General features: G+C 73.9%; 9 protein-coding genes. 6 read left to right on the top strand and 3 right to left on the bottom strand.

Annotation, left to right across the window (positions count from 1 at the left end):
- Positions 1 to 85 precede the first annotated feature (85 nt).
- Both ACWEN6_RS34290 and ACWEN6_RS34285 read left to right on the top strand, forming a co-directional pair.
- Positions 86 to 1,093, top strand: coding sequence for a MaoC family dehydratase (locus tag ACWEN6_RS34290; protein WP_452576135.1), 1,008 nt, complete (start codon positions 86 to 88; stop codon positions 1,091 to 1,093).
- A 256-nt stretch (positions 1,094 to 1,349) separates the two neighbouring features.
- Positions 1,350 to 3,017 (top strand): cellulose binding domain-containing protein, encoded by a 1,668-nt coding sequence (locus tag ACWEN6_RS34285; protein ID WP_452576133.1) that lies wholly within the window; start codon positions 1,350 to 1,352, stop codon positions 3,015 to 3,017.
- Between the two features lie 214 nt (positions 3,018 to 3,231).
- On the opposite strand, the gene ACWEN6_RS34280 is transcribed toward ACWEN6_RS34285, so the two are convergent.
- From ACWEN6_RS34280 to ACWEN6_RS34270, 3 genes are all read right to left on the bottom strand, one after another.
- A complete protein-coding gene (locus ACWEN6_RS34280) occupies positions 3,232 to 3,777 on the bottom strand; it encodes a hypothetical protein (protein WP_452576131.1) in 546 nt (181 codons plus the stop codon).
- A 16-nt stretch (positions 3,778 to 3,793) separates the two neighbouring features.
- Positions 3,794 to 10,165 (bottom strand): RHS repeat-associated core domain-containing protein, encoded by a 6,372-nt coding sequence (locus ACWEN6_RS34275; RefSeq protein WP_452576129.1) that lies wholly within the window; start codon positions 10,163 to 10,165, stop codon positions 3,794 to 3,796.
- A gap of 126 nt (positions 10,166 to 10,291) precedes the next feature.
- Positions 10,292 to 14,002, bottom strand: coding sequence for a LamG-like jellyroll fold domain-containing protein (locus tag ACWEN6_RS34270; protein WP_452576127.1), 3,711 nt, complete (start codon positions 14,000 to 14,002; stop codon positions 10,292 to 10,294).
- 317 nt (positions 14,003 to 14,319) lie between these two features.
- Here ACWEN6_RS34270 and ACWEN6_RS34265 point away from each other — a divergent pair, with 317 nt between their 5' ends.
- Genes ACWEN6_RS34265 through ACWEN6_RS34250 form a run of 4 tightly spaced genes read left to right on the top strand, consistent with a single transcriptional unit; the run spans position 14,320 to position 24,609 of the window.
- Complete coding sequence (locus ACWEN6_RS34265) at positions 14,320 to 15,801, top strand: MFS transporter (RefSeq protein WP_452576125.1); 1,482 nt, start codon at positions 14,320 to 14,322, stop codon at positions 15,799 to 15,801.
- Positions 15,791 to 16,873, top strand: coding sequence for a TauD/TfdA family dioxygenase (locus ACWEN6_RS34260; protein ID WP_452576123.1), 1,083 nt, complete (start codon positions 15,791 to 15,793; stop codon positions 16,871 to 16,873). The genes ACWEN6_RS34265 and ACWEN6_RS34260 overlap by 11 nt, the downstream gene beginning before the upstream one ends.
- A gap of 55 nt (positions 16,874 to 16,928) precedes the next feature.
- Entirely contained in the window at positions 16,929 to 21,185 is a 4,257-nt protein-coding gene (locus tag ACWEN6_RS34255) for a non-ribosomal peptide synthetase (protein ID WP_452576121.1), read from the top strand.
- Position 21,186: 1 nt separating this feature from the next.
- Positions 21,187 to 24,609, top strand: coding sequence for an AMP-binding protein (locus ACWEN6_RS34250; protein ID WP_452576119.1), 3,423 nt, complete (start codon positions 21,187 to 21,189; stop codon positions 24,607 to 24,609).
- The last annotated feature ends 77 nt before the right edge of the window (positions 24,610 to 24,686 follow it).

The raw sequence follows: 24,686 nt of genomic DNA, 5'->3' as shown, positions 1-24,686 counted from the left end.
GGGAGGCCGGATTCTATGATCGGCGGGACCGGTCGGCGGGTGATCGCGGCGACGGGGGCACGGACGTTCGGGCGGGAGAGGGCCGATGGCGGGAATCAGTGAAGGGCCGTACTTCGAGGAGCTGGCGGTGGGGCGGGTGTTCGACGGCGCGCCCGGGGTGACGCTCACCGAGGGCATGGCCGCGGCGCACCAGGCGGTCGTGGGCGACCGGCTCCGGCTGCCGCTCGACGCGCACCTGTCCCGCGAGGTCCTCGGCGGCGGCACTCTCGCCCATCCGGCGCTGGTCTGGGACGTGGCGATCGGCCAGTCCACCCTGGTCACCCACCACGTCAAGGCCAACCTGTTCTACCGGGGTCTCGCCTTCCGCCGGCTGCCGCTGATCGGCGACACGCTGCGCACCCGCACCGAGGTGGTCGCGCTGCGCCAGAACCGGCCCCGGCCGGGGCGCCGCCCGACCGGGCTGGCGGTGCTGCGCATCACGACCGCCGACCACGACGGGCGGCCGGTGCTCGACTTCTGGCGCTGCGCGATGATCCCGCTGCGGGACCACGGGGCGCGCACCGGCCACGACGCCGACCTGGAGGCGGTGGGCGCGTCCGCGACCGGCGCGGACCTCGCCGGCCGGGCCGCCGGACTGCTCGACGGCTGGCGGCTTGACCGGTTCAGAGGTCACGTCCCCGGACGGCACTTCGCGGACGTGACCGAGGGCGACAGGTGGCAGGTCGGCGGGGGAGACGTGGTGTCCGCGGCCCCGGAGCTGGCCAGGCTGACCGTCAATATCGCGCAGGTGCACCACGACACGCGGGAGGCGGGCGGGCCGCGGCTGGTGTACGGCGGGCACACCATCGGCCTGGCGCTGCACCAGGCGGCCCGCGCGCTGCCGAACCTGGTCACGGTCGTGGCCTGGCACGGCTGCGACCATCTCGGCCCCGTGCACGAGGGCGACACCCTGACCAGCGAGATCACCGTCGAGAGACGGGAGGAACTCCCCGGTGGCGGCGGGCTGGTCCACCTGCGCTCGGTCGTGGAAGCGGTGTCCGGCGCCGAGCCGGCCGCGGTCCTGGACTGGCGTTTCGTCGCGGTCATGGCCTGACCGGCCCGACCGGCCCGACCGGCCCGACCGGCCCGACCGGTTCGCATCGGGCGACGCCGGTGAGTTCTCCGCCGGCGCCGGTGAAGCTTTCAGGCGGAGAGCGGGGGATCGGCGGGGCCCGAACCGGTTAAGGGCAGGTGGGGCCGCATGTCGAGGCGATGCGCTGCCCGGTCGGGCGCCGGGCGGTTGCGGCGCGCTGCGGGACGGGGTTGTTTGGCAGCGCCCCCATCCTCTCGTCCCCGCAAGGAACACCACCATGGCAAGACGGATCAGGCCGCTCCACCTGCTGCTGGCGCTGGCCCTGGCGATCATGGCCGGCGTGGCGCCGACGGCCTTCCCGGTGGCCGGCGCGGCCGCCTCGGGCTTCGTGCAGCGCTGCGGCGTCCACTTCTGCCTCAACGGCAGGACGTACTACTTCGCCGGCGCCAACACCTACGACATCTTCACCTACGGCGGCAGCTACGGAGACACCGAGACGCAGTACATGGACAAGGCGCGCATCGACGCCCACATGGCCGAAATGCAGGCCGACAAGGTCAGCGTGGTCCGTCTCTGGATGTTCAGCCACGAGAGCTGGCACGGCTTCGAGCCGTCCAAGGGGCAGTACAACGACCAGCAGTTCGCCCTGTTCGACTACGTCATCGAGTCGGCCAAGGCGCACGACATCCGGCTGATCCCGGTGTTCGAGAACTACTGGGAGGCCTACGGCGGCATCGACACCCGGCTCAAGTGGGAGGGGCTGAACGGCGGGCACCCTGGCCGGGCGGTGTTCTTCGACAAGACCAAGTGCCCGGGCTGCTTCACCCAGTACAAGAACTACCTCACCTACGCCCTCAACCGGACCAACCACTACAGCGGCGTCAAGTACAAGGACGAGCCGGCCGTGTTCGCCTGGGAGCTGATGAACGAGCCGCGCTACCAGGACGTCGGCGCCGAGGAGAACAAGAGCGGCGCGACCCTGCGCAAGTGGGTGGACGAGATGGCCTCCTACGTCAAGAGCATCGACGCCAACCACATGGTCGGCGCCGGACTGGAGGGCCACGAGTCCCGCTACGGGTTCGGCGGCGACGAGGGCAACCCGTTCGTCTACATCCACCAGTCGCCCTACGTCGACTTCACCTCGGCGCACCCGTATCCGAACGCGGGCTGGGCGAACCTGACCCTGGACCAGACCAAGACGCTGATCGGCAGATGGATCTCCGACTCGCACGACGTGGTGGGCAAGCCGTTCTTCATGGGCGAGTTCAACACCGAGGGCAACGCCGACCGGGTCACGTGGTGGACGGCGCTCTACGCCGACTTCGAGGCCAGGAACGGCGACGGGTCGGCGTTCTGGTGGTACCCGGACAAGAACGGCGGCGGCGACCAGCACAGCGTGAAGAGCGGCGACCCGGCGCTCGCGGTCTTCCGGGCGCACTCGGCCCGGATGGCGGCCAAGGGCGGCGGAACGCCCACCCCGACCCCGACGCCCACGCCGACCCCGACGCCCACTCCGACCCGGACGCCGACCCCCACCCCGACGCCGACCCGGACTCCCACTCCCACGCCGACCCCGACTCCCACGCCGACCCGGACGCCGACTCCCACGCCGACCCCCACGCCCGGCGGGTGCTCGGTCGGCTACAGCGTGAACGACTGGGGGAACGGGTTCACCGCGGACGTCACCATCACCAACAACGGGACCGCCGCCGTCAACGGCTGGACCCTGGCCTTCGCCTTCGGCGGCTCCCAGCGGGTCACCAGTGCGTGGAACGCGACCGTCACCCAGTCAGGAGCGCAGGTGACGGTGCGGAACGCCGCCTGGAACGGCACGATCGGCGCCAACGGCGGCACGGCGGCCTTCGGCTTCCAGGCCGCCTACACCGGCGCGAACGCGGTCCCGGCGGCCTTCACCCTCAACGGCGCCGCCTGCACGAGGAGATGACCCGCGGGAACCAGGCCCGGAGGGACCACCCCCCGGCCGGATCGCCGTCGGACGAACCGCGGCGTCGCCCCCCGAGCGGGGAGGCGGCGCCGCCGGAGTAAGAAGGCGGCGTCGCCTCTGGAATAGGGAGGCGTCGCCGCCCTGGGAGTGGGGAGGCGTCGCCGCCCTGGAAGTGAGGAGACGACGTCCCCCTGGGTGGGGGAGGCGTCGCCGCTCATGGCCGGCAGCGGTCCGGGTCGCCGCGCAGGAAGTCGTCCCGGTGCATCGTGGCGTTGCCGTCCCCTCCGTCCCAGGCCAGCACCTCACCGTTCCCCAGACCGGCCAGGTCGGCGGCGGTGAACGGCACCCGTCCCTTGAGGCTCCTGTCGCCCATGGCGCCGCTGACGGTGGCGACATAGGGGACGCCCTCGCGGAGCGCGGTCAGCTCGCTCCCCGTGGCGCGCCAGCCGGCGGGCGGGTCCTGGAAGAGCCGGATGGCGCGCACCGAGGAGGTCCAGCCGCCGTTGTGCACGCTCCAGGCCACCGGCCCGCCGCCGCCGGTGTCGCCGTCGGCGCCGGTGTCGGCCAGGACGGAGAAGTCCTTGGCCAGGTAGCCGGGGCAGTCGGCCAGCAGCAGCCGCGCGCCGCCGTCCGCGGCCCGTTCGACGGCGAGGATGCCCTTCGGCGCGGGCGTGCATCCCGCGCCGAAGCAGACCAGGGCGGCCAGGGCGGTCAGTGCGGCGGCCGCGCGCGTGAGCCCGGGCCCCCTTCTGCGAATCACCGTTCCATCTTCCTCTCTAGGTCCCCGGCATCCGGTATTCGAGAGGCCGCCAGGTCCAGTAGCTTCCCCACCACAGGTTGGCCTCCATCTCGTACTTGTTCATGGACGCCGGGTCACCGACCTTGTGCTGGGAGTAGGCCGCGGCGGCGGCGTACCGGGCGACGAAGTCGACGGCGGTGGCGGAGGCCGCCCACTGCCGGGAGTGCACCGCCTCGTGCTTCTCCAGGTTCGGCCCGTAGGCGTCGGCCTGCGCGCGCCCGGAGACCTTGCTGGTCTTGGCGATGTCCTCGCGGCGCTGCTTCTCCTCCTGCATCTGCTGCCGGTAGGCCTGCTTGGAGTACGGGTAGAACAGCACGTCGCCGATGGTCATCGGCTGGTCGCCGCCGGGGGAACTGCTGTAGCAGACGTACTGCAGCGAATGGCGTTCGCAGATGCCGTCGTGCATCTTCCCCTTGTGGTAGAGCCAGGCCATCTCGTTCGCGCCGTTGGTGTTGTTGCCCCAGTGGAACGGGTGGAGCAGCAGCGCCGTGCTGAGGTCGACCCCGTTGCCCTTGCAGAAGCACCCGCCGGGCGGGGCCTTGGGCGCCGGGCCCGGGCTCGGGGAGGGCGTCGGCCGCTTCTTCTTCTTTTTCTTCCGCGCCGGGTCGGCGGTGCCGGTCTTGGGGTCGTAGCCGACGGCGTCCTGCGTCGCCTGGTCGCAGTACTTCAGGTCGTACTGGCAGGAGTTGGGCCTGGACCCGATCTCCTCGCCCGTCGGGTCGCTGAAGGTGGCCGGGTTCTGGTTGCCGTAGGAGTAGCCGTTCAGCGACTGGCTCTGGTCGGTGGACAGCACCGGGTCCACGCTCAGGAACCTGCCGGTCAGCGGGTCGTACAGGCGGGCGCCGACGTAGGTGAGCCCGGTGTCCTCGTCGGCGGTCTTGCCGAGGAAGCCCTTGTCGTCGGGCCATGGCCGGCCGGACGGGGCGCCGCGCGGCGCGCCGAACGGGGTCGTGTACCGCTTGGCGATCGCCTGGCTGCTCGCGTCGACCGCGAGCGAGGAGGTGCCGTGCTGGTCTCCGGCGACGAACGTGACCGTGTTCGTCCCCGTTTCCGTGCTGCGCACCGCGATGACCTGGTCGCCGGCCGTGTAGGAACGGACGGCCCAGTTCTTGACGGCGGTGCCGGTCCTGCTTTGGTGGATCTCGGTGGCGCCGAGGTACAGGACGCTCTCGCCGTCGCCCTCCGCGCGGCGGAGCAGCACCTCGCCGTCGGCGTCGTACACGTAGGTGGCCTTCTGCGCGCCCTGCGTCACGGTGGAGACCCGGCCCTGCGCGTCCCAGGTCAGCGTCTGGCCGCCCCGCCCGGTCGTGTTGCCGGACTTGTCGTAGGAGTAGGTCGGCGTCACGCCCGTGCAGGACGCGGCGGAGGTGACCGCGGTGAGAGCGTGCCGCCTGGCGGTGTCGCCGTAGCAGTACGTCGAGGTGGCGGCCGCTCTGCCGGTGTAGCCGGTCTCCGTGCTGCGCATGCCCGCGCTGTTGTAGGTGTACCCGGTGCGGTACGGCGCGGCCCCGCCCAGCGTCCTGCTGGTGCAGTCGTCGGTGGCCGGCGTCCACGCCTCGGTCAGGCGGCGCTGCCCGTCGTAGGCGAAGCACTGGAAGTCGCTCGCGCCCGCGCCGTCCTGGGCCGGGGTGTCGGCGATCTCGGTGACGTTTCCCGCGTCGTCGTAGTGGTAGGTCAGGTCCTGCGGCTTGACCGGCGTGGACTGGGTGGTGACGAAGGACCTCTTCAGCCGGTCGGTGCCCTCCTCGTAGGTGTTGCTGATGTAGGTCTTCTTGGCGGCGGCGTCCCCCGACAGGGCCAGGGTGAGCTGCTGGGGCCGGCCGAGCGGGTTGTAGTCGGCCGCCTGGAGGTAGTCCTGGGTGCCGGTGACCTTCACGACCTGGCCGGTCGCCGTGTAGGTCAGGCTGACGGTCTCCGCGGCCAGACCCCCGGCCGCCGGCTCGGTCGAGCTCTTCAGGGTGGCGTCCGGGTTGTAGGCGCCGCCGAAGGTGTAGGAGGTCCTGGCCGCGCCGGAGACGACCATCGGGTCCTTCTGGTCGAGGTCGATCTCGGTGCTCGTCGCGCGGTACAGCGCGTCGTAGCTCAGGACCTTGCGGGTGTAGGCCCTGCCGGTGGCGACGGCGCCGCCCTCGTAGCTGGTCGCCGACGCGAGCCGCCCCTGGACCACGGTGTCGTAGGTCCAGGTGGCCAGCTTGCCGGCGTCGGTGCGCGACCCCGACCACAGCCCGGTCCTGCGGCCGAGCTCGTCGTAGCCGTACAGCAGCACCGAGCCGTTCGCGCCGGTGACGGTGTCCGGCTGGTCGAGCGCGGTGTAGCGCAGGGTGCCGGCGCCCTTGTCGGGGTCGGTGATGCCCGCCTGCCGCCCGAACAGGTCGTAGGTGTAGGACCACTGGGCGCCGTCGGGGCCGGTGACGGTCCGCTGCCGGCCGCCGGGGGTGTAGGCGAAGGAGGTGGAGGCGTACCCGCCCGAGGTCATGGAGCCGTACTGGGTGTCGGCCGGCGATGGCGAGCCGTACTCGCGGCTCTCGACGGTGCGTCCCAGCGCGTCGATGATGGTGCGGGTCGCCTTGCCGCCGGTCACGGCGCTGGTGGCGGTGGAGTCACCGGTGTAGGCGGTGGTGGTCGTCCACTTCGGCACGCCGTAGGTGAGGAAGGTGCTGCTGGTCGGGCGTCCGGCGCCGTCGAACACGCGGTTGGTCTGCTTGGGCGCCTCGCCGTACTCCTCCCGGCTGTAGGTGGCGTTCGGCGTGTGCCCGGCGTCGAAGATGTCGGCGTAGGTCTCGTAGGCCAGGCCGCGCGAGTCGTAGCGGGTGTCGGTCAGCAGCCGGCCGCCGTTCGGCGTCGGCTGCTGGGTCTGCATGGGCCGCAGCAGCGAGTCGAAGATCTGGTACGTCCAGTTCGCCGTGGTGGACGACCGGACGGTGGAGGTGCCGATCGCGGGTGCCTTGCCCCGTTCGAACACATAGGAGTAGGCCATGCTGGGGGTCTCGCCGCCGCCCTTGCCGCGGTCGGGCAGCCACACCCCGGTCAGCCTGCCGAGGCCGTCGTAGGTCTGCTCGGTCTTGGCGTCGTTGGGGTCGTAGGTGCGCAGCGGCTGCCCCCGCGTCCCGTCGAGGAAGACGGTGGTCTTCTGCTGCTTGGCGTTGGTGACCACCGTCTTGGTGGGCACGCCGGCGCCGGTGGGGGTGTAGGCGGTGGTGGTGGGGTTGCCGCCCGCGTCGGTGACGACCAGGGGCCTGCCCAGCGTGTCGAAGGTCGTCTTCGCCGTGCGCTGCCAGCCGGTCGGCGGCCGGTCGCCGCCGGTGACCGCCACCGGGTAGCCGGTGGCGCGGCCGGTCCAGCTCTCCTCGCCCTTGGCCGGCTTCTGGCCCGCGGACCAGCCCGTCGCCGAGGCGTCGTCGTAGACGGTGGCGGTGTCGGACAGCACGTCGCCGGCGGTGGCGCCGTCGGCGGGCAGCGACAGGTCGGCCTCCTTCACCGAGCAGGGCCGCCCGACCTGGCGGGTGCGGGAGACCAGCGTGTTGATGCCCTTGGCGTCGTCGCGCGCGTACCAGGTGCGGGTGCAGGTCTCGTCGCCGCTCTTGGCGGTGTCCCCGGTGGCGTCCTGCGTGACCGGCATGCCGTAGCCGTCGTAGGTGGTGGCGGTGGAGACGGTGCGCCAGGTCTTCGGGACCGTGAGGTAGGTGTGCTCGTACGACCTGCCGGTGCGCAGGTAGTACGCCTCGGTGTCGGCGTAGGACTTGTGCTGGGTGGCGGTCCGCGACGACCAGGGGTCGTTCACCGTCACCTCGATCGGGACGGCGCCGTCGTAGGTGACCTCCTCGCGGGTGTAGCCCGCGTACTGCTCGGCGTCGGCGAGGTCGGCCACGTCGAGGCCGGTCGCGTCCAGGCCGGGCACCGAGGCGGCGCGCCGCCGGTCGGGGTCGACGACCCGGGGGCTCGCCGACTTCAGCAGCCGGTCGCCGTTCATGCCCTGCAGGAAGACCGAGACGGTCTTGGTCTGGGTGCCGCCGGCGGAGCCGGTGAAGGCGGTGACCTTCTGGAAGCCGCGCCACAGCGACCAGGTGCGCTCGCCGGCGGGGATGAACGGGCTGTCGTTGTAGTGCCAGGCCGGCTTGTCGTAGGCGTAGGAGTACTCGGTGAGCGGGTTGTCCCCGGCCGGGTCGGCGATGTTCACCGCCAGCACGCGGTACTTGTGGAACCAGTCGACCGAGGCGTCGGAGGCCCCGTTGACGTGCCAGAACTGCGGGTAGCACGAGCCGTTGCCGGCGTCCTCGGCCGCCGGCATCGCCGAGCCGCGCACGCACTCGGGCTCGTTGTAGCTGACCGTCGTGAGCGCCCCGGTCTCCGAGGTGATCGTCTCCAGGCGCGGCCTGGTGAGCGGCAGGATGTCGCCGCCGCCGGGCTGGGTGCCGCCGGCGACCCGGTTGGGCCGCATCGCGTAGGTGAATGAGACCGGGTCGAGCGTCACGGGCCCGTCCGTGGGCGACCCGGTGCGCACGATCGACGTCAGCGACAGCGTCTGGTCGGCGGAGGTGCCGATGTCGCCGCCGTCCAGGTACCTCTGGGTGAACGCCCAGGAGTCGACCGGCTTGTACGCCGTGCCGGACAGGACGGAGGTCTCCACCTTCACCAGCCGCTTGCGGGAGAAGAAGTCGGGGCTCTCGGTGTGGCAGTCGTCCTTGCTCGCGTCCTTGGCGCAGATCGCGTCGAAGGGGACGTCGGGCCAGCGCTCGGCGGTGTCCTTTGTCAGGCTGGAGCAGTCGCCGTCCGTGCAGCGCTCGCTGTAGGAGAAGGACACCTTGTCGGGGGCGGTCGCGGTGAACAGCGTGTCGGACCGCTGCCCGTACAGGATGCGGTCCAGGTAGCCGCCGCGGGTGTAGAGGGTGGTGGCGGTGCCGGCCTTGTTCTTGCGGTAGTAGTTGGTCTCCTTGGTGTACCAGTACGACATGGCGTTGCCGTGGGTGTCCTCGACGTAGTCCAGGTTCCAGCGCCACGCCTGGGTGACAGCCCGGTCGGCGAAGGCGTCGCCCTTGGTGTAGCCGGGTTCGCCGGAGTCGTCGCCGTACACCGGGACCGTCCACACCGAGTTGGTGCGCTCGGCGCCCGCGCCGGTCAGCTTGTCCAGGCCGAAGTAGTACTTGGTGCCGTCGCCGGTGGTGACGATCCAGTACTCGCCGTCGTCGTCGCCGTTGGCGGCGCCGGTGGACCAGGTGACGGTGGAGGCGTCGTCGTTCTTCAGCCGCCAGGCGTGGCCGGTGTCGTCCTTGACCAGTTCGGTGGACCTGCCGTTCAGCACGAGCGAGGCGTTCTCGTACTTCCAGCACAGGTCGTACTGCTCGTCGTGACCGTCCTCGTCACAGGGGCCGTACTGGCGGTCGATGTAGGAGGCGGCGGCCGTCTCGAATCCCTCGCCGACCGAGGTGCCCTGGTTGTTGCCGGCGGCCGTGCGCCCGTCGATGCCGCCGGAGTCGTAGGACAGGTCCAGCGAGGGGGAGGGCCCGGCGGGGGGCTCCACCGGCGCCATCGGGTAGGACCAGGTGAACGCGCCGGAGCCGCCGCCCGCCTCCCAGGTGGACGACGCGCCGAGCGGTGTGGCCGAGTAGTCGCCGCCGCCGTCGGGCGCCTCGCCGGCCGGGGCCAGGGCCTCCGCGGCGAACACGGCCGGAGCGGCCCCGAGGGTGACCGGCGCCGACACGGTGAGCGTGGCGGAGGAGTTGACCGAGGCGAGCGGGGTGCGCGTGCGGCACTCCTCCAGCGCGGGCGTCGTCAGCGCACAGGCGGGAAGTCCCACCAGGCGCAGCCGGCCGCCCCATCCGCCGCCGTACGCCGAGGCGAAGGAGGCGTAGCCGACGCTCAGCCGGGCCTCGCCGGAGGCCGGCGCCGAGGCGGTCAGCAGCACGCCGTCCACCCCGGCCGCCTCGGCGGCGGCGCGGTCGAGCACCCGCACGCTCGCCACCGTACCGGCCGCCGCGCCTGCCGCCGCGCCTGCCGCGGTGCCTGCCGCGGTGCCGGGGGACGTCGCCGCCGTCGCGCCGGCGTCCTTTCCGGGCGCCGGGGTCAGGGTGACGGGCAGGTCTCCCACGGTGACGCTCGCGGCGCCGAGCGGGACCTGCGCCGTGCCGGCCTTGGGCCAGGCGGCCCTGCGCTCCCCGGCCGCCCGGGCGGCCCAGGCGTCGTTGCGCGCCTGGGAGGCCGCGACCTGCTCGCGCGCCTTCCCGGCGCCGGTCGCGTTCATGGCCCTGACCTTGCTGGACCGCTGCTGCGGTACGGGGGGCGCGCCGGGTGGGCCCGCCGCGGCGGAGGCGGCGGGCATCACCCCCAGCGCCAGTGTCACCATCACTGCCATCGCGGTCGCCAAGACAGCGCGCATTACGGGCCGACGCATGACCCAACCTCCTCGAGAGGAACAGAGAACCGGGATCAACCGGGGGTGAGGGCGTGCGGGGACCGGGGTGCCGGTCTCCGCACGCCGTCAGTCGCCGACGACGGCGTCGAGCTGGTCGGAGTCGGACAGGGCGCCCGCCCACAGGCGCAGGTCGGTGAGCTCGGCGGCCAGGAAGTGGCTCCAGGCGGTGGCGCTGAAGCCCTTGCCGACCGCGAACTCGCCGGACCCGGCGGCCGCGGTGTAGGCCAGGTCGAGGTCGTTCTGCTCGTGGCCGACGTAGAGCCGCACCACCGGGCCGCCCGGGGCCAGGGCGTCGTAGACGCCGGTCAGCCGCACGGGGCTGTCCGGGCTCGCCGTGTCCTCGGAGCTCACCCAGCTCTTGGCGCCGTCCTTGCCGACCCGGCCGAAGCGCCAGAAGCCGACCGGCACGGCCACCTCGTTGCCGTCGTCGTCCAGCCTCGTCTCTTTGCCGGTCAGCTCGAACCAGAGGCCCCACGAGGAGCCGTCGGCGGTACGCTGCCCGGCCACCTGGCCGAGCGAGCCGATCGGCATCGCGAGGGCCTTGTCCTGGTCGAGCTGGATCTTCGCCGTCACGGTGAACGAGCCGGTGTCGTCGACGACCGGCCCCGGGGCGGTGGCCGCGTCGTCCACGCCGTCCAGCACCAGGCCCTCGCCGTCCAGCGTCGCGCCGCCGGCCAGGGTCAGCGAGCGGCCGTAGCCGGACAGCGGGTCGGGCAGCGCCGTCCCGGCGGCACCCGCCGGATCCCAGTCGGCCACCAGCTCCATGTCATCGCGCCCCGACGCCGGGGACTCCGACCGCGCCTGCGACGCGACCTCCTCGGGGGTCAGGACGCGCTGCCAGGCGGCGACCTCGTCGACGGAGCCGGCCAGGTAGTGCTGGAACAGGCCGGCCCAGGTGTAGCGGCCGATCTCGAACGGTCCGGTGGCCGACCACGCGCCCGCGACGGTCGCGGTGCCCTGTGGCAGGCCGTTGACATAGAAGGCGAGCTTCTGCGTCGCCGGGTCGTAGGTGCCCGCCAGGTGGGTCCAGGCGTTCACCTGGGCGGTGTTGTTCTTCGCGCAGACCCCGAAATACGCCTTGCCCGTCGCCGCGTCAGCGTCCTTGACGCCGAAGCAGTAGGACACCCGGCCCACGTCGTACCAGAGGTTGAAGGGGCTGTAGCCTCCGGCGCCGTCCTGCGACAGGACGGTGCCCGGCGTGGTGGTCTGGTCCATCCGCACCCAGGCGGCGACCGAGTAGGCCGAACGCGTCTCCAGCACCGGCCCGGAGGTGGCGGCGTAGGCCGACGTGCCGTTCAGGCTCAGGCCCTTGTCGGTCTTCGGGGTGGTCAGCGCGGTGCCGTCGTCGTCGTACCACAGCTCGCCGCGGCGTCCCCGGCCGTCCCGCACCGCGCCGCCGCTGAGGGTGGCGTCGTGCCGGGCCGCGCCGGTGGAGGAGTCGGCGGCGACGCCCGCGTCCTCGCCGAAGTGCCACCTGCCGACCGGGCCCGCGCCCGCGGCGACCAGGAAGTCCAGGACGGTGGTGGCGCCGTACCGGCCCACGTTGTCCTTGGCGCGGACGTACAGGCTGAAGGTGCCCGAGGCCCCCGGCGTGATCACCGGCTTGACCGTGGCGCCCTTGACGTCCGCCGACCAGGTGGGCGTGGTGGACAGGCGGTACTGGTAGGCCACGTTGCCGGCGTCGCCGGAGGCCGGCGCGAAGGTGAACGCCGCGCCCAGCCCCGGGCCGCCGGCCGCCGTGCACGCGGTGGTGGTGCACGCGGTGTACGGGGCGCCGGGGGTGACCACCGGCGCCTTCGGCGCGGTCGGGTCGACCTTGAAGTAGCACCAGCCCGCGCTCAGGTAGCTGCTGGTCCCGGCCAGCCACTTGGTGTAGTCGCCGTAGTACGAGCGTGTCCAGGAGTCGTAGCGGTAGAGCACTCCTTCGGTCAGCGTCGGCGCGTCCGCGGTCACCTTCACGTTGTCGCCGACGTGTCCGCTCGCCGGCCGCTCGATGGTGGAGAACGCCTGCGTCCAGGTGCCGTCGGAGTTCTTCTTCTGGACGTAGAAGGCCCCCCGCAGCATCGCGCCGGACTCACCGCCCGCCAGGGTCTGCGGGACCGTCGCCATGGCCGGCGTGGGGTCGGAGACGATCGCGGGCGCCGACTCCTTGGTCTCGCAGACCGTTCCCGAGCCGGTGACCAGGCCGACGCCGGTCGGCACGCCGGGCATCCCCACGTAGTCGACGACCAGCACGGCGTCGTTCCGGAAACGTTTCCAGGCGGAGGTGTCGCTCTCGTCGTGCGCCCGCAGCTCCAGGGTCAGCTTGGAGAATTTGCCGGCCGCGAAGTCCTTCACGGTGGGGGTGAGGTTCTCGTTGGTCTCCTCGGGGTTGTCGCGGAACTCGATCGGCGCGGCCGGCTCGTCGGGGTCGCACGCCGAGCCGCGGCCCGCCGAGACGTTGCGGTCGACCATCCAGTCGAGCTCCTTGGGCCGGCTCGCCCAGGTCGTGGCGGAGGAGATGTTGTTGGTGCGGACCAGGTCGACCCATCGGGGGGAGCACTGGAACGCCCACGGCTCGGTGACGCGGAAGGCCGCGCCCAGCACCTGCTTGCCCTTGAGGCTCGCGGGCGAGAACTGGAAGTACAGGCGCTGGGTGTAGCCGGGGCCGCAGTAGTAGCCGCTCCAGGTGCCGCAGTGGCCGACGCCCTTGCCCTCGTTGTCGTCGCCGTTGCTCCAGTTGTAGGACTCGTACCCGTCCGAGCGCAGCAGCGTCCGGTCGCTCTCGCCCCAGGTGACGCTCGGGTCGATGTAGACGGGGTAGGCGCCCTGGTCCTTCTGCCGGAGCAGGCCGGTGTCGGGCACGACCGCGAGCGTGCCGCCGCCGACCTCGATGGGCAGCTGAGCCTGGCGTGCGCCGGGGGCGGGGCCGTCGGCGCCGTCGGCGCCGTCCGGTTCCGCGGCGAGGGCCGTTCCGTCCTCCGGCGTGGCGGAGGCGGGCGCGCGCCCGCTGAGCGACGCGGCCGGCCCGCTCGTCGCGGCGGACCGGCCGGCGGCCGGGTCGCCGGTGGAGTCCCACATGGCGGCGGGCGGGGAGGAGAAGATCTCGGTGGCGTTGCCGTCGGTCGCGGACATGCCGCCGTCCTCGGTCTGCTCGACCTTCAGGCCGGAGGAGGTGACCGCGTACTCGACGCGCTCGAGCGCGGGGTTCGCGGCGGCCTGCGGGGTCTTGACGACCAGGACCTGGCTGAAGCCCTCGGTCGTCGCGGTCATCCTGAGGTCGACGTCCGGCAGCACGTCGCGGTAGGTGGCGTTCGGGCCGTCCAGCACCGGCGCCGGCAGGGGGGCCGGCCATCCGAGCTCGAGGGTGCGGCCGTCACGGGTGATGCCGACCAGCCGGGCGGCGCCGCCCCCGGAGAAGCTCAGCCGGACGGCGGCGGCCACCGGGGCCACGGTGCCGTCGGCGCGGCGCTGAAGCGTGGCGTCCGGCGTCACCCACGCGCCCCCCGCCCCCTTGACCCGCACGGGCACCGTCGACTGTTCGAGCCGGAAGGACTCCCCGTCGGGGTTGGCGTACGTGGTGGAGAACTCGGTCCGGGCGCCGGTCACCTCGACCTGCTCTCCGGTCTCGGCGGCCCGCGCCGACGCCTGCCGCCACTCGGCGGGCCGGCCGGCGCGGGAGCCGGCCGGCCCGCCGTCCGCCACCGCGGCCCAAGGCGTTCCCGCCCCCACGAACGCACCCACCACGGCGACGACGGCGAGCGTGCGCCAACCTCGCGGCCCGGGACACCTGGACATCGGTCATCTCTCTTCGCGTAAGGAGCTCGTCAAGATCGCGCCACATCCTCACCTTGGCCACTAGTTCATGTCAATGAACTATTTCAAACTGAAAATTTACAGTTCTAGAAATATCCGCAAAGGACCTCAAACCCTGACTTACCGGGGCGATTAGCCGAGTCCTGGAACGCGGTGGAACGCGGTGGAACGCCTCCATGAGAGAGGCGGCCAAGGGCGCCTCACGGGGGTGGACGGGGCCGCGCGCGTCACCACGCGAACGGCGTGCCCGGCGCTCCCGCACGCCACAGATCACCGGCATCGAGGGGAGAGGCGGAGCGATGGGCATCGCGGAACCGGACCAAGGCGTGATCGCCGGCGAGAGGGGACGGGGGGAGGGAGTCCACACCGCGGCCACGGTGGAGGCGTCGCTCCCCGTGCGTGGTGTCCTGCGGGAGGCGGGCTTCCGGCAGTTCTGGACCGGCCAGACGATCTCGCTGATCGGCAGCCAGGTCAGCCTCGTCGCGCTCCCGCTGCTGGCCGTCCTCACGCTGGACGCCGGACCGTTCGAGGTGGGCCTGCTCGCCGCGCTCGGCCGCGCGCCGTGGCTGCTGTTCGGGCTGCTCGCCGGGGCGCTGGCCGACCGGGCCCGGCGCCGTCCGCTGCTGGTCGCGGCCGACCTGGTACGGGCGGCGGTCCTGGCCTGGATCCCGGTGGCCGCCTGGCTCGGCGTCCTCACGGTCGGGCAGCTCTACGCCGTCACCTTCGTCGTCGGCACGATGACCGTGCTGTCCGAGGTCGCCGCCCAGTCGTTCATGCCGAGCCTGGCCGCGGCCGCGCAACTGGCCGACGGCAACGGCAAGCTGGAGGTCAGCAGGGCGTCGGCCGAGGCCGTCGGCCCGGGCCTCGGCGGCGTGCTGGTGCAGGCGGTGACCGCGCCGGTCGCGATCGTCGCCGACGTGGTGTCCTTCCTGCTCTCGGCGACGCTGCTCGGCCGCCTCAAGGTGGACGAGCGCACGGGCCCGGGCGGCGCGCACGCCGCGTCAGGGACCGGCGCGGGGACGGCGGCCACGACCGGCCCGGGGGCCGGGCCGGAGTCGGTCGCGGGGTCGGTCGCAGGTCGGTCGGTCGCGGGGTCGGTCGCGGGGGAGATGCGGGAGGGGCTGCGGTTCGTCCTCGGCCACCCCCTGCTGCGGTGGAACGTGCTCGCGGCGGCGGTGGCCAACTTCTTCGGCAACATCCTGCTGGCCATCCTCGTGCTGTACGTCCTCACCGAGCTCCGGCTGGCCCCGGCCGTCATCGGGCTCGTCCTCGGCCTCGGCAGCCTCGGCGCGGTGCTGGGCGCCGCGGTCGCGCAGCGGCTGATCCGGCGCGCCGGCTACGGGCCCACCCTCACCGCGGGCCTGGCGGTGACCGCCGCCGGCGGCCTGCTGCTGGCCCCGGTGGACGGGCCGTACGCGCTGCGCGTGGCCTGGGCGGTGGCGGCCCTGATGCTGCTCCTCGGCGGCGTCCCGCTCTTCGACGTCGCGGTGGTCACCCTGCGCCAGCTCATCACCCCGCCCCGCATCCTCGGGCGGGCCAACGCGACCATGCGTTTCCTGGTCTTCGGCACGATGCCGCTCGGCGCGCTCGCCGGCGGCCTGCTCGGCGACCATGCCGGGCTGCGCACGGCCGTCCTGGTGGCGGGAGCCGGCCTGGCCGTCCCCGTCGTCATCGTCCTGGTCTCCCCGCTCGCGCGGCTGAGATCGCACCTGCCGCCGTCCATGGCGGCATCCGACCGGCCCTCACCCATCACTATTCCCGGAGGCAACAATGACCACTGAGACGACCGGCCTGACCGCCCCGAGCGAGAGCGCGCCCACCCGGGCGCCGCGCCGCCGCGCGATCCGGCTCTCCGAACTGGACCTGGTCACCATCGACACCGAGGGGGGCCTGTCGGTCCTGGTCCGCCCCCGCGTCCCCGGCGTGGACCTGGCACGCTGGCTCAAGGACAACCACGAACGGGTCGAACGGCTGCTCGGCGAGCGGGGCGCGATCCGCTTCCAGGGGTTCGACGTCACCACCGCCGCCGCGTTCGAGTCGGTCTCCAGCGCCCTGTCGCCCGAGCTGCTGAACTACGTGTACGGCTCGACCCCGCGCAGCCGCGAGAAGGGCGGCGTCTACACCTCCACGGAGTACCCGCCGGACCAGACCATCCCTCAGCACAACGAGATGGCCTACTCCACCCGGTGGCCGATGAAGCTCTGGTTCTACTGCCAGTACCCGGCGGCCGCCGGCGGTGAGACGCCGCTGGCCGACAGCCGCCGCGTCCTGCGCCGCATCGACCCGGTCCTGCGGGCGCGCTTCGCCGAGCGTGGGGTGCGGTACGTGCGCAACTACGGCGGCGGGCTGGACCTGTCGTGGCAGCGCGCCTTCGAGACCGACGACCGCGAGGAGGCCGAGCGGAGCTTCCGCGATCTCGGGATCTCCTATGAGTGGTTCGACGGGGGCCGGCTGCGCACCTGGCAGGTCTGCCAGGCCGTGGTGTCCCACCCGGTGACCGGCGAGGCCGCCTGGTTCAACCAGGCCCACCTGTTCCATCCCTCCAGCCTGCCCGCCGAGGTGCGCGAGTCGCTGCTCGCCTCCTCGGGCGAGGAGGACCTGCCCCGCAACGCGCTGTACGGCGACGGCACGCCGATCGAGGAGTCCGCGCTTGAGGAGGTCAGGGCGGCGTTCGCCGCCGAGATCGTGGCCGAGCCGTGGAGCGCCGGCGAGGTCCTGCTGATCGACAACGTGCTGATGTCCCACGGCCGCCGCCCCTACGAGGGGCCGCGCAAGGTGCTGGTCGCCATGACCGACCCCAACCCCGTGCCCGGGTCCCCCGCCGCCGGCGGCGAGCACGAGGAGAGCAAGTGACCGCGTCGTACCCCGCATTCGACTTCATCGGCCCGGTTGTGCAGGAGGAGACAAAGTGACCACGTCATTCGAGGCGTCCGAGGCGTTCGAGGCGCTGGAGGGCTTCCCGCTGTCGCCGCAGCAGCGCGACACCTGGGTACGGGCGGGCGGCGAGGGCGCGCCCGCGCCGTCGATCGTCTGCGCCGTGCGGATCGACGGCGACCTCGACCGCGGCGTCCTGCGCCGGGCGATCGCCGAGCTCGTACGCCGGCACGAGATCCTGCGGACCGGGTTCCACGCCGTTCCCGGGCTGACCCTGCCGGTACAGGTGATCAGCGCCACGGCCGGCGTCCCGCTGGAGGACCTCCCCCCGGCCGCACCCGATCCGGACGGACACGACGACGCCAGAGCGCTCCGGTCCGGGACCGCGCCGGGCGGAGACGATGACCCCTCGGCCCCGTGGGCGGGGACCGTGACGGACGGGGACGACCCCGTGGCCCGCTGGGCGGGGCGGCCGCTCGACCTGACGGCCGGCGGTCTGCTGTCGGTGGCCGTGCGCCGGGAGAGCGCGCGGCGGCACACGTTGCTGCTGCGATTACCGCTCCTGTGCGCCGACGGCCCCGCCATGGAGCGTCTGGTCCACGAGCTCGCCGCTCTGTACCGCGGCGAGCCCCTCTCCGACGCCGCCGACCGCTGGCAGTACGCGGACCTGTCGGAGTGGCTGAACGACCTGCCTTCGCCTCCCGAGGCCGGCGCCGCTCCCGCGGCGGCGGGCCCGCCCCGGCTGCCTTTCCTGCGGACGGTGGCGGTCCCGGACCCCGTGGGCGCTCCCGGGACCGGCGAGGTGGCCGTGGAGATCGGCGCGGCGGCGTGGAGCCGGGCGCGCCTGGCCGCCGAGCGGCTGGAGGTCCCCGTGCGGGCGCTGCTCGCCGCCTCCTGGGCCGCGACCCTCTACCGCTACACGCGGCAGCAGTCGATGGTCCTGACCGTGGCCGCGGACGGCCGCGACGCCACCGAGGCGCGCGACGTGGTCGGGCCGCTGACCCACGACGCGCCCCTGAGCCTGGAGGTGCCGGAGACCCTCGCGTTCTCGGATCTGGCCCGCGAGACCGCCCGTCTGGACGCCGCGCCACGCCCGTCCGGCCTCTCGGGCGCCACGCCGTCAGGACAGGCCGCTCCGGCGGACGGCCCTGCCGGGACGCCGGCGCCGGTGGGCGGGCTCACAGGGACGGCCGGGCGCGCGGGCGGGGGGACCGACCCCGCGGGGCCGGCCGGTGAGACGGCGTCCCCGGCCCACCCCGTGGGGTTCGCCTACCAGGCCGTCACGGCGCCGCCCGCCGGAGAGCCCGGTTTCACGATCGCGGCGATCGACCAGGGGCCCGGGCGTCACCCGCTGGAGCTCCGCTGTGTGGAGCTGGCCGGGACCGTGCGCCTGACCCTGCGCCACTGCCCGCGGCGGTACGACCGCGCGGACGTCGCCGGGCTCGGGGCGGCCCTCACCGCCCTCATCGCCCACGCGAGCGCGGAGCCCGGGACCCCCGTCGGCCTGCTGCGCCTGGCCGGCGAGGCCACCGGCACCGCGACCGGCACCGCGACCGGCATCGCGACCGGCATCGCGACCGGCACCGCTGGTGACCCCGAGCTGGTGCACGAGCTGTTCGAGCGGCACGCCGCCACCAGGCCGGACGCCGTCGCCGTGGTCTGCGAGGAGGAGCGCCTCACCTACGCCGAGCTGCGCGACCACGCCCGGCGGGTCGCCGCCCGGCTCGCGGACGCCGGTGTGCGGCCCGGCGACCTGGTGCCGCTGTTCGCCGACCGGGGCCTTGACGCCATCGCCGGCGTGCTCGGCGTCCTGCTCGCGGGTGCCGCGTACGTGCCCGTCGAGCCGGTCACGCCGGCCAAGCGGCTGGCCTTCCTGCTCGACGACATCGGCGCGGGACCGGTGCTCACCCAGGCCCACCTGGCCTCCCGGCTCCCCGCGGGCGCCCGCGCCGTCCACCTGGACCCACCGCACGCCCCGGGCGCGGCGGCTCCGGACCGTTCCCGGCCGCGGCCCGAGCGGCACGCGCCCGCGTACGTGATCTACACCTCGGGGACGACGGGGACGCCCAAGGGCGTGGTCATCGAGCACGACCAGCTCGCGCACTACGTGGCCGGGCTGACCGCCGCGCTCGGAGCGCCCGTGGCAGGCGGCTTCGCCATGGTCTCGTCGCTGGCCTCCGACCTCGGCAACACGGCGCTGTTCCACGCCCTCTGCAACGGCGGGACGCTCCACCTGATCACCAAGGACCGCGCCTCGGATCCCGACGGACTGGCCGCCTACCTGCGGCGCGAGCCGGTCGACCGCATGAAGATCGTCCCGTCCCACCTGCGCGCCCTGCTGGACGCGGCGACCCGGCCGAGCGACCTGCTGCCCCGCGCGGCGCTGGTGCTCGGCGGCGAGCCCTGCCAGCCGGACCTGGTCGACCGCGTGGAGTCGCTCGCGCCGTCCTGCGCGGTGGTCAACCACTACGGCCCGACCGAGACGACCGTCGGCGCGACCACGCACGCCGTCACCGCGGACGGCATGGACCCGCGGTGCCGGACCGTGCCCATCGGCCGTCCCCTCGGCCGGACCAGGGTGCTGGTGCTCGACCCGTCGCTCACCCCGGTCCCCGACTGGGTGCCGGGCGAGGCGTACATCGCCGGGCCGCAGGTGGCGCGCGGCTACCTCAACCGGCCCGGCCTCACCGCCGAACGTTTCCTGCCCGACCACTCCGGCGCAGACCCGGACGGGCGGATGTACCGCACGGGCGACCGGGTGCGGCGGCTGCCCGGCGGCGCGCACGAGTTCCTCGGCCGGGTCGACGACCAGGTCAAGGTGCGCGGGTTCCGCGTGGAGCCGGCCGAGGTCGAGGCCGTGGTCCGCACGCATCCGCGGGTCCGCGACGTCGCCGTGCTGGCCCGCGAGGACGCCGCGGGCGACCGGCAGCTCGCCGCCTACGTCGTCGTCCGCCGCGCCTGCGGCGCCGACGGCCCCGGCGAGGTACCGGGCCTTCGGGAGTTCCTGCTCGAACGCCTGCCCGACCACATGGTCCCCGCCACGGTGGAGACGATGGACGCGCTGCCGCTCACCCCGAACGGCAAGGTCGACCGGGCGGCCCTGCTCGCCAGGGCGCCCGTGGCCGGTGCGCGGGAACGGCAGGTCGTGGAGCCCCGGGACGAGGAGGAGGCGCGCCTGCTCGCCATCTGGCGGGACACGCTGCGCACCCGCCCGCTCGGCGTGACCGACGACTTCTTCGAGGCGGGCGGCAACTCGTTGCTGGCCGTGCGGCTCATCGCGCAGATCCGCCGGCGGACCGGGCACAACCTTCCGCTCGCGTCCCTGTTCACCGACGGCACGGTGGCGGCGATGGCCCGCCTCATCCGTACGGCCGGGCAGGACGCCGGGATCGCCGGGGACGGCGATGGCGGCGCCGGCCCGGTCACCCGGGACCCGATCGCCGTGCCGATCCAGGCGCTCGGCGCGCGCAGGCCGTTCTTCTGCGTCCACGCGGGCGGCGGCACCACGCTGGGCTACCTGGACCTGGCCCGCAACCTGGGCGCCGACCAGCCGTTCCACGGCATGCAGTCGCTCGGCCTGGACGGGGTCCAGGAGCCCCTGCCGACCCTGACGGAGATGGCCACCCGGTACGTCGAGTGCATGCGCCGGATCCAGCCGGAGGGGCCGTACCTGATCGGCGGGTGGTGCCTGGGCGGGATCATCGCCTTCGAGATGACCCGCGTGCTGCGCGCCCAGGGTCAGCGCACCGGCGTGCTGGTGCTCATCGACAGCGAGTCCCCGGCCACCGCCGCCGCGGGCCTGCGCGCGGAGGAGGCGGCCGGCGGCCCGGGCGCGGACCTGGACGACACGACGCTGCTCAAGCGCTTCGCCTGGCACTTCGGCATCGAGGACACCCGCGCCGACCTGGCCGAGCTGACCGAGGAGCAGCGGCTCGTGCACCTGCTCGACCTCGCCCGGCGCCACGACGTGCTGCCGGCCGACGCCGGGCCGGAGCAACTGGGCTGGCTGCTGCGGGTCTACAAGAACAACATCCTGGCGGTGCACGACTACCTGCGCGCCTTCACCCCCGGAGAGACCCTCGACCATCCCGTGGTGCTCTACCGGCCGGTGCGCGAGCTCGACGCCGGGCAGGACGCCGCGTTCGGCTGGACCGGGCTCGCCGGTGCGCGGCTCAGCGTCGAACTCGTCCCCGGCGACCACCACTCGGTCATGCGGCCCCCGGCCGTCGCCGTGCTCGCCGAGCGGCTGCGCACGCTGCTCGGCACCTGCCAGGAAGGATGGGGGTGCTGACATGAGGCCGGATCCACGATGGAACGCGACGGCGCTGCCGTACCGCGTGGACACCATCCACGAACTCGTCCGGGAACAGGCGGCCCGGCGGCCTGACGCGGTCGCGCTGGTCGACGGCGAGGTGCGGGTGACCTACGGCGCGCTGGACGCGGCGTCGGAGGAGTACGCCGTGCGCCTGGCCGAGGCGGGGGTGGGGCCGGGGATGACGGTCCCGGTCGTGCTCCCCCGGTCGGCGCGGCTGGTGGCGGTGCTGCTGGCCGTCCTCAAGCGCGGCGCCGCGTACGCCGCGCTGGATCCCCGCTGGCCGGCCGCCCGCCTCACCGCCCTGGCCCGGCAGTGCGGCTCCATCGTCGTCACCGACCGTCCGGACCCGACGGACCCGACGGGCCCGGCGGGCCCGGACGGCGGCGGGGCCGGCGGCTCCCGTGCCGAGGGCGCCGGGGACGGCGGCTCTCGGGCGAACGGCACCGGGGACGGCGGCTCTCAGGACGGCGGCACCAGGGACGGTGGCGCCGAAGGCTGGCCGGTGCCGGTGTGGGCGCCCCCGGCGGCCGACCTGGCGGAGGTGGCCGCCACGGCGCGGGCGCACGAGCCGGTCGCCGTGGCCGGGGACGCGCCCGCGTCCATCTTCTTCACCTCCGGCACGACCGGCGCCCCCAAAGGCGTCGTGTCACCGCACTGCGGCACCGTCCGCCTGTTCCAGGACTGCGCGTTCGCCGACTTCGGCGCGCACACGGTGATGCCCCAGGCGGCCCCGCTGCCGTGGGACGCCTTCAACCTGGAACTGTGGAGCACGCTGATGAACGGCGGGACCTCGGTGCTCGTCCACGGCGAGCACCTGCTGCCCGGGCGGCTGCGCGAGATGGTCGCCCGCCACGGCGTCGACACCCTGTGGCTGACCGCCTCGCTGTTCAACCTGTACGTCGATGAGGACCCGGCGGCGTTCGAGGGAGTGCGGCAGGTGATGACCGGCGGGGAGCGCCTGTCGGTCTCGCACGTCCGGCGCTTCCTCACGCGCCATCCCGGGATCCGGCTGGTCAACGCGTACGGGCCGGTCGAGAGCACGATCTTCGCCACGACGCACCCGATCACCCTGGACGACCTCGGCGCGCACGCGCAGGTGCCGATCGGCCGTCCGGTGGCCAACACCGCGGTGCACGTCCTTTCCGGCGACGACCGTCCCTGCGCGGTGGGGGAGCGGGGGGAGATCTGCATCGCCGGCGACGGCCTGGCGGTGGAGTACCTCGGCGATCCCGGCCTGACCTCGCGGAAGTTCACCACCGTGGATCTCGACGGCGTCCCCACGCGGGTCTACCGCACCGGCGACCTCGGCCACTGGTCCGACACGGGCCTGCTGCACTTCGCCGGCCGCGCGGACCGCCAGGTGAAGATCCGCGGGAACCGGATCGAGCCGGGCGAGATCGAGCGCGCCGCCGGCGAGGTGACCGGGGTGGGCTGGTGCGCCGCCGTGCCGGTCGAGGAGGACGGGACCTTCCGCCGCCTGGTCCTGTTCTACCGCTCCGCCGCCGGCGCGGGCGTCGACCCAGCGGGCCTGACGGCGCTGCTGCGCCGCCGGCTGCCCGGCTACCTGGTGCCGGACGAGGTGCGCGAGGTGCGGCACATCCCGCTCACCCCGACCGGCAAGCTGGACCAGCCGGCCCTGCTGGCCATGACCTCCGCCGTCCCCCGCCCGGGCCCGCCGGCCGGGGGCGGCGCGCTGGAGGCGGCGGCGGGCGTCGCCGGGCAGGGGTCCCTGCGTGCCGAGCTGGCCGCCGTGTACGCCGAGGTGCTCGGGGTCGCGCACGTGCCGGGGGACGTCCCGTTCTTCGCCCTGGGCGGCGACTCGCTGGACGCGATGCGGCTGTGCACGCGGGTGGAGGCCCGGTTCGGCACGGCCGTGCCGATATCGCAGCTGTTCCGCACCCCCGAGGTGGACGCGCTCGCCGGGTGGCTGGAGCGGCCCGTCGCCGCGGCGGCCGAGGACGTCCCCGAGGAGGCGGTGGACCCGGCGCGCGTGCCGCTGATGCCGATGCAGGTCGGCTTCCTGCTCAGGCACCTCATCGACCCCGGCGACGTGTCCGGCCTGTGCCGGATGGCGTGGTGGCTGGACGGGCCGGTGGACGAGCGGGCGCTCGCGGGCGCGGTGCGGGACGTGACCGCACGGCACGAGGCGCTGCGGGCGCGGTACGTCTTCGACGACGACGCGGTGGCGGTCGTGACCGGCGGAGCTTCCACGGAGTGGCGGGTGCTGCCCGACGAGCTGTACGAGGAGGCGGCCTGGCGGGCGCTGGACGCGGCGCTCTCCCGCCCTCTGGACCTGGCGGAGGGCGAGGTGTGGCGCGCGGGGCTGGTGCGCGCCGCCGGCTCCGGGCGCACGCTGTTCGGGCTGGCGGTGCACCACGTCGCCTTCGACGAATGGTCGCAGGAGGTCCTGTGCGCCGACCTGTCGGCCGCCTACCGCTCCCGGCTCGGCGAGCACGGACGGCCCGGCGCGGACCCGTCCGAGGCCGGCCGCTCACGGAACGGGCACGCCGACGTAGAACCGTCTCAGGGCGCCCGGCCCGGGGACGGGCGGTCCGGCGTGGACCGGCCTTGCGGGCTGGGCGCCGCTCCGACGCTGGCGGAGGTGGTCACCGAGTACCGGCGGCAGCTCCGGCAGTCGGACCTGGCCGTCCAGCGCGAGTACTGGCGCTCGGCCCTGCGCGGCCTGCCCAGGCCGGCGGTGCCGCGGGTCCCGGTGGCCTTCGACCTGCTCGCGGACGAGCGCCCGGCGACGGGCGGGCTGTCCTGGCGGGTCACCGCCGAGGAACTGGCCGTGTGGGACCGTGCCGCCCGCGCCCACGGCACCACCAGGTTCGCGGTGCTGCTCGCCGCGTACGCCGACGTCCTGTACCGGGTCACCGGCGAGGGCGATCTGACGGTCGGCACCCCGGTGGCGCGGCGCGGCGGGCCGGTGCTCAAGGACGCCCTGACCTGCCTGATCGACACGGTCTGCGTGCGGCTGCGTCCCGGTCTCGCCGGCGACGCGGACGCGCTGATCGGGCAGGCCAGGGACGCCGCGGGGGCGGCGCTCGCCGCGGCCGACGTGCCGTTCAGCGAGGTCGTGGACCTGGTCAACCCGGTGCGGGAAGGCATGTCGAACCCGCTGTACCGGGTCATGTTCAGCCTGCACGACCGGCAGCCGAGGCTGCGGCTGGCCGGGTGCGCCGCGGAGTTCCGCCGTCCCGAGGCCGTGGACGCCACCTGCGACCTGGTCACCGGGGTGTGGCCGGACGACGGCGGCGGCTGCGAGGTGCGCCTGGCCCACCGGCCGGACCAGGTCCCGGCGGCCGCGGCCCGCGCCGTGGGCGAGGCGTTCACCGCCGCGCTCCGGCTGGGCCCGCGCTCCCTGCGCGCCGAGCCCTCGGCCCTCCTCACCCGCTGACCGTCGCCCCGTCCCCCCGCCCGCCACCAGACGGCGGGCGGGGGGAGGGGGCAAGGCGCGGGAAAGGGCCGGTCCCT

Source organism: Sphaerisporangium sp. NPDC004334 (assembly GCF_053602655.1).
This window is presented reverse-complemented; position numbering and strand designations above follow the sequence as displayed.

Excerpts from the sequence above, each read along its gene's own strand:
- ACWEN6_RS34290 (WP_452576135.1), top strand. The coding sequence starts at position 86 with ATGGCGGGAATCAGTGAAGGGCCGTACTTCGAGGAGCTGGCGGTGGGG.
- ACWEN6_RS34285 (WP_452576133.1), top strand. The coding sequence starts at position 1,350 with ATGGCAAGACGGATCAGGCCGCTCCACCTGCTGCTGGCGCTGGCCCTG.
- ACWEN6_RS34275 (WP_452576129.1), bottom strand. The coding sequence starts at position 10,165 with ATGGCAGTGATGGTGACACTGGCGCTGGGGGTGATGCCCGCCGCCTCC.
- ACWEN6_RS34270 (WP_452576127.1), bottom strand. The coding sequence starts at position 14,002 with ATGTCCAGGTGTCCCGGGCCGCGAGGTTGGCGCACGCTCGCCGTCGTC.
- ACWEN6_RS34265 (WP_452576125.1), top strand. The coding sequence starts at position 14,320 with ATGGGCATCGCGGAACCGGACCAAGGCGTGATCGCCGGCGAGAGGGGA.
- ACWEN6_RS34260 (WP_452576123.1), top strand. The coding sequence starts at position 15,791 with ATGACCACTGAGACGACCGGCCTGACCGCCCCGAGCGAGAGCGCGCCC.
- ACWEN6_RS34250 (WP_452576119.1), top strand. The coding sequence starts at position 21,187 with ATGAGGCCGGATCCACGATGGAACGCGACGGCGCTGCCGTACCGCGTG.